13 protein-coding genes are annotated in these 14896 nt (G+C 64.3%); 10 read left to right on the top strand and 3 right to left on the bottom strand.

The features are described 5' to 3' along the window. Positions 1-53: 53 nt before the first annotated feature. On the bottom strand, positions 54-1700 hold the full coding sequence (locus AC1RMG_RS08990; protein ID WP_015634329.1) for a Na+/H+ antiporter: 1647 nt from the start codon (positions 1698-1700) through the stop codon (positions 54-56). Between the two features lie 237 nt (positions 1701-1937). On the opposite strand from AC1RMG_RS08990, the gene AC1RMG_RS08985 reads away from it, so the two are divergent. The 4 genes from AC1RMG_RS08985 (at position 1938) to AC1RMG_RS08970 (ending at position 5057) form a co-directional block, all read left to right on the top strand. Beyond that, positions 1938-2300 (top strand): ArsC family reductase, encoded by a 363-nt coding sequence (locus tag AC1RMG_RS08985; RefSeq protein ID WP_011059519.1) that lies wholly within the window; start codon positions 1938-1940, stop codon positions 2298-2300. Positions 2301-2333: 33 nt separating this feature from the next. Then, a complete protein-coding gene (gene dapD, locus AC1RMG_RS08980) occupies positions 2334-3368 on the top strand; it encodes a 2,3,4,5-tetrahydropyridine-2,6-dicarboxylate N-succinyltransferase (protein WP_011059518.1) in 1035 nt (344 codons plus the stop codon). Between the two features lie 76 nt (positions 3369-3444). Beyond that, the gene (locus AC1RMG_RS08975; RefSeq protein WP_125062628.1) at positions 3445-4650 is read left to right on the top strand and encodes an aminotransferase class V-fold PLP-dependent enzyme; all 1206 of its coding nucleotides are present in this window, start codon (positions 3445-3447) and stop codon (positions 4648-4650) included. Continuing rightward, on the top strand, positions 4647-5057 hold the full coding sequence (locus tag AC1RMG_RS08970; protein ID WP_169892715.1) for a SufE family protein: 411 nt from the start codon (positions 4647-4649) through the stop codon (positions 5055-5057). The genes AC1RMG_RS08975 and AC1RMG_RS08970 overlap by 4 nt, the downstream gene beginning before the upstream one ends. Positions 5058-5139: 82 nt before the next feature. Here AC1RMG_RS08970 and tcdA read toward each other — a convergent pair whose 3' ends face one another. After that, on the bottom strand, positions 5140-5961 hold the full coding sequence (gene tcdA, locus AC1RMG_RS08965; protein ID WP_093404443.1) for a tRNA cyclic N6-threonylcarbamoyladenosine(37) synthase TcdA: 822 nt from the start codon (positions 5959-5961) through the stop codon (positions 5140-5142). Positions 5962-6172: 211 nt separating this feature from the next. Here tcdA and AC1RMG_RS08960 point away from each other — a divergent pair, with 211 nt between their 5' ends. From AC1RMG_RS08960 to AC1RMG_RS08945, 4 genes are all read left to right on the top strand, one after another. Beyond that, positions 6173-8764 carry a glycosyltransferase gene (locus tag AC1RMG_RS08960; RefSeq protein WP_015634324.1) on the top strand — a complete coding sequence of 864 codons (2592 nt, stop codon included), beginning with the start codon at positions 6173-6175 and terminating at the stop codon, positions 8762-8764. A gap of 185 nt (positions 8765-8949) precedes the next feature. Then, the gene (dapE, locus tag AC1RMG_RS08955) at positions 8950-10101 is read left to right on the top strand and encodes a succinyl-diaminopimelate desuccinylase (RefSeq protein ID WP_011059513.1); all 1152 of its coding nucleotides are present in this window, start codon (positions 8950-8952) and stop codon (positions 10099-10101) included. Next, the gene (locus AC1RMG_RS08950) at positions 10101-10910 is read left to right on the top strand and encodes a putative RNA methyltransferase (RefSeq protein WP_493168977.1); all 810 of its coding nucleotides are present in this window, start codon (positions 10101-10103) and stop codon (positions 10908-10910) included. The genes dapE and AC1RMG_RS08950 overlap by 1 nt, the downstream gene beginning before the upstream one ends. Before the next feature lie 85 nt (positions 10911-10995). Further along, positions 10996-11373 carry a hypothetical protein gene (locus AC1RMG_RS08945; RefSeq protein WP_011059511.1) on the top strand — a complete coding sequence of 126 codons (378 nt, stop codon included), beginning with the start codon at positions 10996-10998 and terminating at the stop codon, positions 11371-11373. 103 nt (positions 11374-11476) lie between these two features. Here the strand turns inward: AC1RMG_RS08945 and AC1RMG_RS08940 are convergent, their stop codons facing one another. Beyond that, entirely contained in the window at positions 11477-11686 is a 210-nt protein-coding gene (locus AC1RMG_RS08940; RefSeq protein WP_011059510.1) for a cold-shock protein, read from the bottom strand. 247 nt (positions 11687-11933) lie between these two features. On the opposite strand from AC1RMG_RS08940, the gene plsB reads away from it, so the two are divergent. Together plsB and AC1RMG_RS08930 are read left to right on the top strand one after the other, a co-directional pair. Continuing rightward, the gene (plsB, locus tag AC1RMG_RS08935; protein WP_011059509.1) at positions 11934-14438 is read left to right on the top strand and encodes a glycerol-3-phosphate 1-O-acyltransferase PlsB; all 2505 of its coding nucleotides are present in this window, start codon (positions 11934-11936) and stop codon (positions 14436-14438) included. A gap of 51 nt (positions 14439-14489) precedes the next feature. Continuing rightward, entirely contained in the window at positions 14490-14888 is a 399-nt protein-coding gene (locus AC1RMG_RS08930; protein WP_011059508.1) for a YbaY family lipoprotein, read from the top strand. Positions 14889-14896: the final 8 nt, after the last annotated feature.

Here is a 14896-nt window from a genome sequence, read left to right as displayed (position 1 = left end):
CCTTTCGCCGGCAAGCCGGCTCCCACAACAGGAGCCGACTGCCGGCGAACGCCTCACTTCACCTGCCCCAGATTGGCCTCGCTCATATCCAGGTCGGCCAGTACTTCGCGTAGCACATCGTCGCCAATCTGATGCTGGCGGCTCAGCCGATACAGCTCCAGCCGTTGCGCACGCAGGGCCTTGATCCGCAGGCGCCGCTCCAGCAAGTCCATCTGGAACGCCAGGGCCTGGGCCTCGGCGGAATCGTTGTAGACCTCCAACTGATGCCGGTACTCGGCCATCAAGCGCCCCTTGAGTTCGGTAGCCAGGGCCGCCTGGGCAGCATCCGGGGTTTCACCGGTGTCAGCCACTTCTTCGGCTTCCAGGGCATGGATCGCCGCTTCGGCAGTCTTGCGCCAGGCATCCCGCACTTCCCCACGGCGCTTGTCGTCAGGGCTCTTCACAATGCCGCGCAGCAGCAGCGGCAGGGCAATGCAGGCCGCCACCAGGGACAGCAGGATCACCCCGGCAGCGATGAAGATCAGCAGGTCGCGCTCCGGAAAGGCTTCGCCGGCACCGAGAAACAACGGTACCGACATCACACCGGCCAGGGTTACCGCCCCGCGCACTCCACCCACGGTCAGCAACCAGCAGGAACGGGCGGTCGGCACCAGGGTCAATTCACCCTTGCCGCGCCAGCGCCGCAGCAGGCCGGACAGGCGCCAGATGCTCTGCACCCAGATGAAACGCAACACCAGCAGCACCAGGAAAATCGCCACCACATCCAGGCAACGGTAGAACAGGGTCGGCCACAGCGAGGTCTCGTGACTGACCACGGCCTTGATGATGTCCGGCAGCTGCAACCCCAGGAGCAGGAAGATCAGGCCGTTGAAGGCGAACTCCAGCAGTGACCAGACGCTGCGATTGAGCAGCCGGGTGCTGGTCTGGCGCGGCAGCAGGTCGAGCCAGCTCTGCATCATCCCCGCCGCCACCGCCGAGAGAATGCCCGAGGCTCCCAGGCGCTCGGCCAGCACATAGGCGGCGAACGGCAAAAGCAGCATGAACACCACGTGGGTCGCCGGGTCATCCCAGCCTCGGGCGATCATCCAGGCCCGCAGGCGCCCCACCAGCCAGCTCAGTGCCACGCCGACCGCCAGGCCGCCCACCGCCACCAGGACGAAGGTCAGGCTGGCGTTGGCCAGGGAGAACACCCCGGTCACCGCCGCTGCCAGGGCGAACTTGAAGGTCACCAGGCCCGAGGCGTCATTCATCAGCGCCTCCCCCTGGAGCATGTGCATCAGGGGCGTGGGCAAGCGGTTCTGGGAAATCGCCGATACCGCCACGGCGTCGGTGGGCGAAAGCACGGCGGCCAGGGCAAAGGCCACCGGCAACGGAATGCTCGGCAGCAGCCAATGGATGAAGTAGCCGGCACCCACCACGGTGAACAGCACCAGCCCTACTGCCAGGGTCAGGATCGGCCCGCGCAGGCGCCAGAATTCGCGCTTGGGCATGCGCCAGCCATCGGAAAACAACAGCGGCGGCAAGAACAGGAAGAGAAACAGCTCCGGGTCCAGGGCCACGTGCAACCCCAGGGTCGGCCAGGCCAGCAAGGCGCCGGCGGCAATCTGCACCAGGGGCAGCGGCAGTGGAATCACCCGTCCGACAAGACGCGAGAGGCTCACCAGCATCAGCAGGATGAGGACGGTATAGGCGGTTTGCATAAAGCGGGCTTCCCGATCTGAAACTTCAAAGCAGACACACAACGGCGGCAGGAATTCACCGCAGAAGTGCCATATTAGCCGCTTAAGCTGCGTTTACGCCGCTGCACAAAAGTCGCAACGGCGCCCGGGCGTGGAAACACAATGCGACAAAGCCCCGCAGCAGCCGACGCCGAATCGGCGCGGTCGTGGCATAATCCGTGACCTTTCATCTCCAGCATCTCCAAAGGGGGCAATTCCTTGACCGCTTCAAGCAAAACGTTGCACCTTTTCGGCATCAAAGCCTGTGACACCATGAAAAAGGCGCGCACCTGGCTCGATGAACACGCTGTCAGCTATGACTTCCATGATTACAAAACCTCCGGCATTGACCGTGAGCACCTGAATCAGTGGTGCGACGAGCACGGCTGGCAGGTGGTGTTGAACCGCGCGGGCACGACCTTTCGCAAACTCGATGACGAAAGCAAAGCCGATCTCGACCAGGCGAAAGCCGTTGAACTGATGCTCGCGCAACCTTCGATGATCAAGCGCCCGGTGCTCGATCTCGGAGACAAGACCCTGATTGGCTTCAAGCCAGACCTTTACGCAGCGGCGCTCAAGTAAGCCTGCTCAATCAATTTCGCAAGAGGTAACTGCATGTCCACTACCCTGTTCAGCCTGGCATTCGGTGTCGGCACCCAGAACCGTCAAGGCGCTTGGCTGGAAGTGTTTTACGCATCGCCCCTGCTCCAGCCTGCGGCTGAAATCGTCGCTGCCGTAGCGCCGATCCTCGGCTACAGCGAAGGCAACCAGGCCATCACGTTCACCACCGCCCAGGCCGCGCAAATGGCCGACGCACTGAAAAGCATCGACGCCACCCAGGCCGCCCTGCTGACCCGCCTGGCCGAAAGCCACAAGCCGCTGGTAGCGACCCTGCTGGCCGAAGATGCCCAGCTGACCTCCACTCCAGAGGCCTACCTGAAGCTGCACCTGCTGTCCCACCGCCTGGTCAAGCCGCACGGCCTGAGCCTGGCCGGTGTGTTCCCGCTGCTGCCGAACGTGGCCTGGACCAGCCAGGGCGCCATCGACCTCGGCGAGCTGGCCGAGCGTCAACTGGAAGCGCGCCTGCGCGGCGAGCTGCTGGAAGTGTTCTCGGTGGACAAATTCCCGAAAATGACCGACTACGTGGTGCCGAGCGGCGTGCGTATCGCGGACAGTGCGCGGATTCGCCTGGGCGCCTACATCGGGGAAGGCACCACCGTGATGCACGAAGGTTTCGTCAACTTCAACGCCGGCACCGAAGGCCCGGGCATGATCGAAGGCCGGGTTTCCGCAGGCGTGTTCGTCGGCAAGGGTTCGGACCTGGGCGGCGGTTGCTCCACCATGGGCACCCTGTCGGGTGGCGGCAACATCGTGATCAAGGTCGGCGAAGGTTGCCTGATCGGCGCCAACGCCGGTATCGGCATCCCGCTGGGCGACCGCAATACCGTGGAGTCGGGCCTGTACGTGACCGCCGGCACCAAGGTGGCGCTGCTGGACGAGAACAACCAACTGGTCAAAGTGCTCAAGGCCCGGGAACTGGCCGGCCAGCCGGACCTGCTGTTCCGTCGCAACTCGGAAACCGGCGCCGTGGAGTGCAAGACCCACAAGTCGGCCATCGAGCTGAACGAAGCGCTGCACGCTCACAACTAAGCAGCGATTCGGTTTCACTGGAACCGGCCAGGCGCTTATCATCGGCGCCCGGCCTGTTCAAACGAGTTCTGCCACCATGCTTGTAGCCTCCCCCTGGCGCGCCGACTTCCCGGCCATCGCCGCCCTGCATCGCCAGGACCAGACGTACCTGGACAACGCCGCCACCACGCAAAAACCCCAAGCCCTGCTGGACGCGCTGGCGCACTACTACGCCAATGGCGCCGCCAACGTTCATCGTGCGCAACACCTGCCCGGCGCCCACGCCACCCAAGCGTTCGAAGACAGCCGCAGCAAGGTCGGCCAATGGCTGAATGCCGGTGACAGTGGGCAAATCGTCTTCACCCACGGCGCGACCTCCGCGCTGAATCTTCTGGCCTACGGCCTGGAGCACCAATTTTCCCCGGGCGATGAAATCGTCATCAGCGCCCTGGAGCACCACGCCAACCTGCTGCCCTGGCAGCAACTGGCCCAACGTCGCGGTCTCAAGCTGATGGTCCTGCCCCTGGACCCGGACGGCCTGATCGACGTCGACGCGGCAAGCCGCTTGATCGGCCCGCGAACCCGTTTGCTGGCGGTGAGCCAGCTGTCCAACGTGCTTGGCGCCTGGCAACCCTTGACCCCACTGCTGGCCATGGCCAGGGCCCAGGGCGCACTGACGGTGATCGACGGCGCCCAGGGCGTGGTCCATGGCCGCCACGATGTACAGGCCCTGGGCTGCGACTTCTATGTGTTCTCCAGCCACAAGCTGTACGGCCCGGATGGGGTCGGCGTGCTGTTTGGCCGTCATGCAGCACTCAAGGGCCTGCGCCACTGGCAGTTCGGCGGTGAAATGGTCCAGGACGCCGATTACCAGCACGCCAGCTTCCGCCCCGCCCCCCTGGGGTTCGAGGCCGGTACGCCGCCGATTGCCGGGGTCATCGGCCTGGGGGCCACCCTGGATTATCTTGCCGGCCTGGATCAACAAGCACTGGCCGACCATGAAGCAGCGCTGCACGCCTACCTGCTGCACGGCTTGCAGGCGCGCAATGGCATCCGCCTGCTGGGCTCGCCGCAAGTGGCCCTGGTCAGTTTTGTCGTGGATGGGGTGCACAACGCCGACCTGGCGCACCTGCTGACCGAACAAGGCATTGCCGTACGCGCCGGGCACCACTGCGCCATGCCGCTGATGAAAAGCCTGGGGTTGGCCGGAGCGATTCGCGTGTCATTGGCGCTGTACAACGATTCCGAGGACCTGGAGCGTTTCTTCGAAGCCCTGGATCAGGCCCTGGAACTGCTGCGATGAGCCTGCCGGCGGATGCCGTCGCCGCCCTGGAGATTTTCCAGGGGGCTGCCGGCTGGGAACAGCGGGCGCGCCTGCTGATGCAATGGGGCGAGCGCCTGCCGCCCCTGAGCGAGGCCGACCGGGTCGAGGTCAACCGGGTGCACGGCTGTGAAAGCCAGGTCTGGCTGGTGGCGGCCCTGGAAAACGGTCATTGGCAGTTTGCCGCGGCCAGCGACGCGCGGCTGATTCGCGGGCTGGTGGCCCTGCTCCTGGCGCGGGTCAATGGCCTGACGGCACAGCAGTTGCGGGAAGTGGACCTGGCCGACTGGTTCAACCAGTTGGGCCTGTCGCGCCAGCTCTCGCCCTCGCGCAGCAATGGCCTGAACGCCGTCTTGCAACGCATGAGCGAACTGGCCAGCGCCCCCTAACTCCGTAGGAGCCTGCTTGCTGGCGAACAGGCCCATAAGCCTTGCACCCTCCTCGCGGCCCTCTTCGCTGGCAAGCCAGCTCCTACGGGGCGGCGGGTTTGCTGCGTTCCGACGGGCGGCGCACGCCGGCGACAATCTTGTCCACCGCCTTGGTCGCCGCCACCATGCCGAAGGTCGCGGTCACCATCATCACCGCGCCAAAGCCGCCGGCACAGTCGAGCTTGACGCCATCGCCGACAAAACTCTTCTGCAGGCAGATGCTGCCGTCCGGCTTCGGATAACGCAGCTGCTCGGTGGAAAACACGCAAGGCACGCTGTAGTGCCGGGTTACGGTGCGCGAGAAACCGTAGTCGCGGCGCAGGGTGGAGCGCACCTTGGAGGCCAACGGGTCATTGAAGGTACGGTTCAGGTCGCAGACCTGGATCAGCGTCGGGTCGATCTGCCCCCCCGCGCCGCCGGTGGTGATGATCTGGATCTTGCGTCGCTTGCACCAGGCAATCAGCGCCGCCTTGGCATTGACACTGTCGATGCAGTCGATCACGCAATCGATGTCTGGGGTGATGTACTCGGCCATGGTCTCGCGGGTGACGAAGTCCGCCACCGCGTGCACCCTGCAGCCCGGATTGATGCCCCGCAGGCGTTCGGCCATGACGTCGACCTTGGGCTTGCCCACAGTGCTGTCCAGCGCGTGCAACTGGCGGTTGCTGTTGCTGACGCAGACGTCATCGAGGTCGAACAGCGAGATCTCGCCCACCCCGCAACGGGCGATGGCTTCTGCCGCCCAGGAACCGACCCCGCCGACTCCGACGATCGCCACATGGGCCGCCCGCAGCCGCTCCAGGCCTTCAATGCCATACAAACGGGCGACGCCGGCAAACCGTGGATCTTCTGTACTCATGACCATCACCTAAAAAACCGGCGCGCATTATAGGGCCTCAACGCGACAAGTTTTAACCTTGAAGCTACAAGTAAAGAACTTAAACCCGAATACAGTGCCCAAGGTCTGGCTTTCCTCTGTGCGCTGTACGCTCAGTTGAGGGCCGGTGTAGGATGCCCGCCGTTTGGCGCCTGCCAACCCTTCCCTCGTTCCACACCTTTTGGAACCCGAAATAGCTATGTCATCGCGTAAATTTGGACTCAACCTGGTGATAGTGCTGGCCATTGCCGCGCTGTTCACCGGTTTCTGGGCGCTGATCAATCGCCCGGTCTCGGCCCCCGACTGGCCGGAACAGATCTCCGGTTTTTCCTACTCGCCTTTCCAGCAGGGCCAGTTCCCGCAGAAGGACCAGTACCCGTCCGACGATGAAATGCGTCGCGACCTGGAGATCATGAGCAAGCTGACCGACAACATCCGTACCTATTCGGTGGACGGCAGCCTGGAAGACATCCCGAGGCTCGCGGAAGAGTTCGGCCTGCGCGTGACCCTGGGGATCTGGATCAGCCCGGACCTGGAGCGCAACGAGCGGGAAATCATGCGCGCCATCGAACTGGCCAATACCTCCCGCAGCGTCGTGCGGGTGGTGGTGGGTAACGAGGCGATCTTCCGCAAGGAAATCACCGCCGACCAACTGTCGGTGATTCTCGACCGGGTGCGTGCCGCGGTAAAAGTTCCGGTCACCACCTCGGAGCAATGGCACGTCTGGGAGGAAAACCCGGGGCTGGCCAAGCACGTCGACCTGATCGCCGCGCACATCCTGCCCTACTGGGAGTTCATCCCGGTGGACAAGGCCGAGCAGTTCGTCCTCGATCGCGCCCGGGACCTGAAGAAGATGTTCCCGAAAAAGCCGCTGCTGCTGTCCGAAGTGGGCTGGCCGAGCAACGGCCGCATGCGTGGTGGCGCCGACGCCAGCCCGGCGGACCAGGCGATCTACCTGCGTACCCTGGTCAACAAGCTCAACCGCCAGGGCTACAACTACTTTGTCATCGAAGCCTTCGACCAGCCGTGGAAGGCCAGCGACGAAGGTTCGGTGGGCGCCTACTGGGGCGTGTTCAACGCCGCGCGCCAGCAGAAATTCAACTTCGAAGGCCCGGTGGTGGCCATCCCGCAATGGCGGGTGCTGGCCATCGGCTCGGTGGTGCTGGCGCTGCTGTCGCTGACCCTGCTGATGATCGACGGCTCGGCCCTGCGCCAGCGCGGCCGGACCTTCCTGACCTTTATCGCGTTCCTCTGCGGTTCGGTGCTGGTGTGGATCGGCTACGACTACAGCCAGCAATACAGCACCTGGTTCAGCCTGACGGTGGGCTTCCTCCTGGCCCTCGGCGCGCTGGGGGTGTTCATCGTGCTGCTGACCGAGGCCCATGAACTGGCCGAAGCGGTGTGGATCCACAAGCGCCGGCGCGAATTCCTGCCGGTGGAGGGGGACTCCAGCTACCGGCCGAAAGTCTCGATCCACGTGCCCTGCTACAACGAGCCGCCGGAGATGGTCAAACAGACCCTCAATGCCCTGGCCAACCTCGATTACCCGGACTTCGAAGTCCTGATCATCGACAACAACACCAAGGACCCGGCGGTCTGGGAACCGGTGCAGGCCTATTGCGAGACCCTCGGCCCGCGCTTCAAGTTCTTCCACGTCGCGCCCCTGGCCGGCTTCAAGGGCGGTGCGCTGAACTATCTGTTGCCGCACACCGCCAAGGACGCCGAAGTGATCGCGGTGATCGATTCCGACTACTGCGTCGACCGCAACTGGCTCAAGCACATGGTGCCGCACTTCGCCGATCCGAAGATCGCCATCGTGCAGTCGCCCCAGGACTATCGCGACCAGAACGAAAGCACCTTCAAGAAGCTCTGCTACGCGGAATACAAAGGCTTCTTCCATATCGGCATGGTCACCCGCAACGACCGTGACGCGATCATCCAGCACGGCACCATGACCATGACCCGGCGCACAGTGCTCGAAGAGCTGGGCTGGGCCGACTGGTGCATCTGCGAAGATGCCGAGCTGGGCCTGCGGGTGTTCGAGAAAGGCCTGTCGGCGGCGTACCACCACGAAAGCTACGGCAAGGGCCTGATGCCCGACACCTTCATCGACTTCAAGAAGCAGCGTTTCCGCTGGGCCTATGGCGCGATCCAGATCATCAAGCGCCACACCGCCAGCCTGCTGCGCGGCAAGAACACCGAGCTGACCCGTGGCCAGCGCTACCACTTCCTCGCGGGCTGGCTGCCGTGGGTAGCGGACGGCATGAACATCTTCTTCACCGTCGGCGCCCTGCTGTGGTCGGCGGCGATGATCATCGTGCCGCAACGGGTCGACCCGCCGCTGCTGATCTTCGCCATCCCGCCGCTGGCGCTGTTCGTGTTCAAGGTGGGCAAGATCATCTTCCTCTACCGCCGTGCGGTGGGGGTCAACCTCAAGGACGCGTTCTGCGCGGCCCTGGCGGGCCTGGCCTTGTCCCACACCATCGCCAAGGCGGTGCTGTACGGTTTCTTCACCAGCAGCATTCCGTTCTTCCGCACCCCGAAGAACGCCGACAACCACGGCTTCTGGGTGGCGATCTCGGAAGCCCGGGAAGAGCTGTTCATCATGCTGCTGTTGTGGGGCGCGGCGCTGGGGATCTTCCTGGTGCAGGGCCTGCCGAGCAACGACATGCGCTTCTGGGTGACCATGCTCCTGGTGCAGTCTTTGCCTTACGTGGCAGCGCTGGTCATGGCCTTCCTTTCGTCGCTGCCAAAACCGGCGGAAGAAAGCCAGCCGGCTCCCGCAACCTAAATCGATCCAAAGCACTAAACGGCGGCCTCTGGCCGCCGTTTTGCTTTAAGATATCCGCCATTTTGCGCGCCTCGCCCAACCCTGTAGGAGCTGGCTTGCCAGCGAACCAAGCAACGCGGTGTATCGATTAAACCGCCCTCGCCGCCCCGCCGGCTCCTGCACAATGCCTTGCACCGGAGTTACCCATGACGGCCCATGCCGAGCTTTCGCCGACCCTGCAACTTGCCTGTGATCTGATCCGTCGCCCCTCGGTGACGCCGATCGACGCCGACTGCCAGAAGCTGATGATGCAGCGCCTGGGGGATGCCGGCTTCAAGCTGGAACCGATGCGCATCGAGGACGTGGACAACTTCTGGGCCAGCCATGGCCAGCATGAAGGCCCGGTGCTGTGTTTTGCCGGCCACACCGACGTGGTGCCTACCGGCCCGGTCCAGGCCTGGCAGAACGACCCGTTCGACGCTCTGATCGACGAGCACGGCATGCTCTGCGGCCGTGGCGCAGCGGACATGAAGGGCAGCCTGGCGGCCATGCTGGTGGCCGCTGAGCGTTTCGTCACCGACTACCCGGACCACAAGGGCTCGGTAGCCTTCCTCATCACCAGCGACGAAGAAGGCCCCGCGCACCATGGCACCAAGGCCGTGGTGGAGCGCCTGGCGGCACGCAAGGAGCGCCTGGACTGGTGCATCGTCGGTGAGCCTTCGAGCACCAGCCTGGTGGGCGACGTGGTCAAGAACGGCCGCCGTGGCTCCCTCGGCGCCAAGCTCACCGTGCGCGGGGTACAGGGCCACGTGGCCTACCCGCACCTGGCGAAGAACCCGATCCACCTGGCGGCACCGGCCCTGGCGGAACTGGCGGCGGAGCACTGGGATGACGGCAACGCCTTCTTCCCACCCACCAGTTTCCAGATCTCCAACCTCAATTCCGGCACCGGCGCCACCAACGTGATCCCCGGTGATCTGGTGGCGGTGTTCAACTTCCGCTTCTCCACCGAATCCACGGTGGAAGGCCTGCAGCAGCGGGTCGCGGCCATCCTCGACAAGCACGGCCTGGACTGGCATGTGGAGTGGGCCCTGTCCGGCCTGCCGTTCCTCACCGAACCCGGCGCCCTGCTGGACGCGGTATCGGCCAGCATCAAGCAGGTCACCGGGCGCGACACCAAGGCCTCCACCAGTGGCGGCACCTCCGACGGGCGCTTCATCGCCACCCTGGGCACCCAGGTGGTGGAACTGGGCCCGGTCAACGCCACCATCCATCAGGTCAACGAGCGGGTACTGGCCAGCGACCTCGATGTGCTGACCGAAATCTACTACCAGACCCTGATCAAGTTGCTCGCCTGATGCTTGCCTGTCCTCTCTGCAGTGCCCCGCTGAACGCCGTGGACAACGGCGTGGTCTGCCCGGCCGGGCATCGTTTCGACCGGGCACGCCAGGGCTACCTGAACCTGCTGCCGGTGCAGCACAAGAACAGCCGTGACCCGGGCGACAACCAGGCCATGGTCGAGGCCCGCCGCGACTTTCTCAACGCCGGCCACTACGCCCCGGTGGCCCGGCGCCTGGCGGAGCTGGCGGCAGAACGCGCGCCCCAGCGCTGGGTCGACATCGGCTGTGGCGAGGGTTACTACACCGCGCAACTGGCCCAGGCCCTGCCCGCTGCCGATGGCTACGCCCTGGATATTTCCCGGGAGGCGGTGAAGCGCGCCTGCCGTCGTGCCCCGCAACTGACCTGGATGGTCGCCAGCATGGCGCGCATCCCCCTGGCGGACGCCAGCTGCCAGTTCCTGGCCAGCGTCTTCAGCCCCCTCGACTGGCTGGAGGCCAAGCGCCTGCTCAGCCCCGGCGGCGGCCTGATGAAGGTAGGTCCCACCAGCGGCCACCTGATGGAACTGCGCGAACGCCTGTACGACGAAGTGCGCGAATACACCGACGACAAGCACCTGGCCCTGGTACCCGAAGGCATGGCCCTGGCCCACAGCGAAACCCTGGAGTTCAAGCTGCACCTGGAATGCCCGCAAGACCGCGCCAACCTGCTGGCCATGACGCCCCACGGCTGGCGCGCCAGCGCCGAGCGCCGCGCCGCGGTGATCGAGCAGGCCGAGCCTTTCGAGGTCAGCGTATCGATGCGCTACGATTACTTCGTGCTGCAATAACCCACTAAAACCCAAGGCCCCGAGCCTGTGCTCGCGGCCGAAGAAATCCGCGAATGGATTTTTCAGACCGGCAATGAGGACATCCATGCGCCAGCCCGATATCGAGATTTACCTGAAAGACGCCGACGTCGACTACAAGGCCATCGCCGCCTGGCTTGGCGCCGTGCTTGGCCCGTGCAGCGACTGGGTACAAAAAGGCCAGACCTACAAATGCACCGCAGGCCAGGTGCCCGTGACCTGGCTGCCCAAGGCCGTGGGCAAGTGGAACAGCCTGTACCTGGAAAGCGACCAGACCCCGTGGGATGACGACATCGCCTGCGCCCGCGCCGCCTTTGCCGCGTTGAATGTGGAGGTGCGCTGCGCACCGGGCAGCTGGGTCGAGGAAGAGGGTGAAGAGTCCGCCGATCGCTGGATTCGCATCAGCGCCGACGGTGAAGAAGAGATTACCTGGCGCACTGCCTGAACAGTGCATACCCGTAGGAGCCGGCTTGCCGGCGAAGAGGCCTTCAAGACTTGCGTTCGATAGACGGGCGCCTTCGCTGGCAAGCCAGCTCCTACAGGGTGGGTTACAGGCCGACGACGTCTTCGGCTTGCAGACCTTTCTGGCCTTCGACCACAGCGTATTCCACCTGCTGGCCTTCGGTCAGGGAGCGGTGGCCTTCGCCACGGATCGCCCGGTAGTGGACAAATACGTCCGCCCCGCCTTCACGCTGGATAAAACCGTAGCCCTTGGCGTCGTTGAACCACTTCACGTTGCCTGTCTCACGAGTAGTCATGAATCCATACCTCATTTTTTTATTATTGGATTGGCGCACTGCAACCAAACCCTGAGAACTTTCCCCCAGCCTGCCTCTCTATGAGTGAAAGCGATACGACCGCGGGAGAGTCGGCCGAGTATATGACAGGCGTAAAAACTCTCAACTCAATCTTGTTTCGGCGCTTTTTTGCCGATTTTCGGCGAATCCGGCACACTACCGGCCCCGAGCAGTTGCTCGGTTTTCTACTCACTCACGCAGAAGCCGTATGACCCGCTCCCCGATCCGCCGTCTTGTGTTTGGCACCTTGCGCCGACTGCTGTACCTCTGGGTCCGCTCGGAAACCATCAACCAGTCGTCCTTCACCCTCGACCTCGACCGCAGCCGACCGGTGTTCTACGTCCTGCAAAACCCGTCCCTGACCGATCTCGCCGTGGTCGATACCGAATGCACCAAGGCTGGGCTGCCACGTCCGGTACTGCCGGTGTCGGTGGGCAACCTGCTGGAACCGGCGGCCTTCTTCTACCTGACCCCGGAGCCCGACTGGCTTGGTCGCCAGGACAAGCGCGGGGCGCCACCGACCCTGACCCGGCTGGTCAGCGCCCTGACCCAGAATGCCGCCGAAGATGCACAGATCATTCCGGTCAGCGTATTCTGGGGCCAGTCGCCGGACAGCGAATCGAGCCCGTGGAAGCTGCTGTTCGCCGACAGCTGGGCGGTCACCGGGCGCCTGCGCCGGCTGCTGAGCATCATGATCCTGGGACGCAAGACCCGGGTGCAGTTCTCCGCACCGATCAACCTGCGCGAGCTGATCGAGCACAACAAGGGCCACGAGCGCACCGTGCGCATGGCCCAGCGCATCCTGCGGGTGCACTTTCGCAACCTCAAGGCTGCGGTCATCGGCCCGGACATTTCCCACCGGCGCAACCTGGTCAAGGGCCTGCTGAACCAGCCCCTGGTGAAACAGGCGATCCTCGACGAGGCCGAGCGCGAAAAGATTTCCCCGGAAAAAGCCAAGGCCCAGGCCCTGCGCTACGGCAACGAGATCGCCTCGGACTACACCTACACCGCGATCCGCTTCCTGGAAGTGGTGCTGAGCTGGTTCTGGAACAAGATCTACGACGGGATCAAGGTCAACCACCTCGAAGGCGTGCAGAAGATCGCCCAGGGCCACGAAGTGATCTACGTGCCCTGCCACCGCAGCCATATCGACTACCTGCTGCTGTCCTACCTGCTGTTTCGCAACGGCCTGACCCCGCCGCACATCGCCGCCGGGATCAACCTCAACATGCCGGTGATCGGCGGCCTGCTGCGTCGCGGCGGGGCCTTCTTCATGCGCCGCACCTTCAAGGGCAACCCGCTCTACACCTCGGTGTTCAACGAATACCTGCACACCTTGTTCACCAAGGGTTTCCCGGTGGAGTACTTCGTCGAGGGCGGCCGTTCGCGCACCGGGCGCATGCTGCAACCCAAGACCGGGATGCTGGCAATCACCCTGCGCAGCTTCCTGCGCTCCTCGCGCATGCCCATCGTCTTCGTACCGGTGTACATCGGCTATGAAAGGGTGCTGGAAGGCCGGACCTACCTGGGCGAGCTGCGCGGCGCGAGTAAGAAGAAAGAGTCGATTTTCGACATCTTCAAGGTCATCGGCGCCCTCAAGCAGCGCTTCGGCCAGGTGGCGGTGAACTTCGGCGAACCGATCAAGCTGGCGGAATTCCTCGACCAGGAACAGCCGGACTGGCGGACCCAGGAGCTGGGCCCGCAGTACCGCCCGGCCTGGCTCAATGAAACCACCAACCGTCTCGGCGAGCGGGTGGCCCAGCACCTCAACGAAGCCGCGGCGATCAACCCGGTGAACCTGGTGGCCCTGGCCCTGCTTTCCACCACCCGCCTGGCCCTGGACGACCGCGCCATGGCGCGGGTCCTGGACCTGTACCTGGCACTGCTGCGTCGCGTGCCCTACTCGCCCCACACCACCTTGCCCGAAGGCGACGGCCGGGCTCTGATCCAGCACGTCAAGGACATGGACCTGCTGGCCGAACAGAGCGACGCCCTGGGCAAGATCCTCTACCTGGACGAGCAGAACGCCGTCCTGATGACCTACTACCGCAACAACGTGCTGCACATCTTCGCCCTGCCGGCGTTGCTGGCGAGCTTCTTCCAGAGCTCGTCGCGCATGAGCCGCGAACAGATCCTGCGTTATACCCGCGCGCTTTATCCCTACCTGCAATCGGAGCTGTTCATCCGCTGGCCGCTGGATGAGCTGGACGCGGTGGTGGACCAGTGGCTGGAGGCCTTTGTCGAACAGGGCCTGCTGCGCTTCGAGAAGGACCTGTACCAGCGTCCGGCCCCGAGCTCGCGGCATTTCGTCCTGCTGACCCTGCTGTCCAAGAGCATTGCCCAGACCCTGCAACGCTTCTACATGGCTATTTCCCTGTTGCTCAACAGCGGCCAGAACAGCATCAGCGCCGAGGAGCTGGAAGACCTGTGCACGGTCATGGCCCAGCGCCTGTCGATCCTGCATGGCCTCAATGCCCCGGAGTTCTTCGACAAGAGCCTGTTCCGCCACTTTATCCAGACCCTGCTGGACCAGGGTGTGCTGCGCCGCGACGAAGCCGGCAAGCTGAGCTACCACGAAGCGCTGGGGGAGCTGGCCGAAGGTGCCGCCAAGCGCGTGCTGCCGGCAGAAATTCGCCTGTCGATCCGCCAGGTCGCCCTGCACCGCAGCGAAGACGCCGCCGACCAGCTCGCGGCACCTGCGCAAAACGACTAGATTCTTACGGGCGCCGGAGCAGCTGCGGCGCCCTCGATACGGAGATCCGCGATGAAAAAGCTCAGCCTGCTGGCCGCCACCGCGCTGCTCGGCGCTTGCCAGTCCATGAATCCCGCTGCCAAGGCCAGCCTCGACGGCGAAGTCTTCTACTTGCAGCGCATCGCCCTGCCTCCGGCCGCCACCCTGAGCGTGAGCCTGCAGGACGTGTCACTGGCCGACGCCCCTGCCGTGGTCCTGGCCGAGCAGAGCGGTCCGGTCAAGGGCCAGGTGCCGCTGCCCTTTCACCTCAGCTACGACCCGGCCCAGGTCAAGCCCGGCCACCGCTATTCGGTCAGCGCGCGGATTGAAGTGGCTGGCCAGCTGGTCTTCATCACCACCGAAAACAACGCCGTTAAACTCGACGGCAGCGACCCGCAGCCCTTGAAGCTGCGGGTCGACGCTGTTCGTTAATTCTTATT

This window comes from Pseudomonas sp. GW822-FHT04H02 (genome assembly GCF_058800645.1).
This window is presented reverse-complemented; position numbering and strand designations above follow the sequence as displayed.